This is a genomic window from Rubrilithobacter danxiaensis (genome assembly GCF_047272945.1).
GTDB lineage: Bacteria > Bacteroidota > Bacteroidia > Sphingobacteriales > Sphingobacteriaceae > Rubrolithibacter > Rubrolithibacter danxiaensis.
This window is the reverse complement of sequence record NZ_JBKOPS010000039.1, coordinates 1-805: the sequence shown is the minus strand read 5'-3', so window position 1 is coordinate 805 and position 805 is coordinate 1. Positions and strand designations below refer to the sequence as shown.

The window sequence follows — 805 nt, the reverse complement described above, 5'->3', positions numbered from 1 at the left end:
TTATTACTCAATACACAACCTGCTTTAGCTTGTAAATAAGGTTGGAAAACTCGTTCACAGCTTACATAAAAGTTGTTGCAGTCTATCAATGCGTACATTTCTTCTCTTTCTTTGATTTAATACAGTATAAGGTACTACTCCCCAAATCTCAAACTGAGTTTCAGGAGTACGTTTAATAGGTGAAAAGTTAGGATTATCAGGCATGAGGTATTCACTGCCTTTATGTTTAAGGTAGGTTCGCAGTATAAAGTCTCCATCCATTACACCTATTACGACATCCCCATTGGTAACTTTTAAAGAACGATCTACAACCAGGAGATCATCAGGAAATATACCTGATCCGGTCATGCATTCACCTTCAACCCGTGCGTAAAAGGTAGCATGAGGGTATTTGGTAACATAAGCGTTTAAATCAATCCGTTCTTCTTCATAATCTGATGCGGGAGATTCAAATCCTGCATGAACCTTACTGCTTACCAATGGTATTAATATCGTAGATTCTTCTACCTTTTGAAATAGCTTTACTTCTGTCATACTCCTCATTAATCGTTTTGCCTTACCTTAAGCAGATATCAGCTCTTCTTTGAGAAGTTCATCTTCTATGGTATAAGACGCCAATCCTAATTCCGCTACATATTTACAATTAGCAGGATGGTTAGGAGCAATAAAGACAGGCATATCAAAACCAAGTTGGATATAGTACTGCGTTATGAAGTTTTGTATAGGAAGGCTATTTGCAGTTTGTTTTATAGCTTCGGTTAGTCTTGAAAGTGGTTTTAACAGAAGCTTAATCTCATAGAACTCA

At 36.9% G+C, this 805-nt stretch carries 2 protein-coding genes; both read right to left on the bottom strand.

Annotation, left to right across the window (positions count from 1 at the left end):
- Window positions 1–54 precede the first annotated feature (54 nt).
- The gene (locus ACLCDL_RS17905) at window positions 55–534 is read right to left on the bottom strand and encodes a LexA family protein (protein ID WP_423149784.1); all 480 of its coding nucleotides are present in this window, start codon (window positions 532–534) and stop codon (window positions 55–57) included.
- Between the two features lie 27 nt (window positions 535–561).
- Window positions 562–805, bottom strand: a 244-nt coding sequence (locus ACLCDL_RS17900; RefSeq protein WP_423149783.1) for a hypothetical protein, incomplete at its 5' end; no start/stop codon positions are given.

Bases quoted from the DNA above. Each gene is read 5' to 3' on its own strand.
- ACLCDL_RS17905 (WP_423149784.1), bottom strand. From the start codon at position 534: ATGACAGAAGTAAAGCTATTTCAAAAGGTAGAAGAATCTACGATATTA.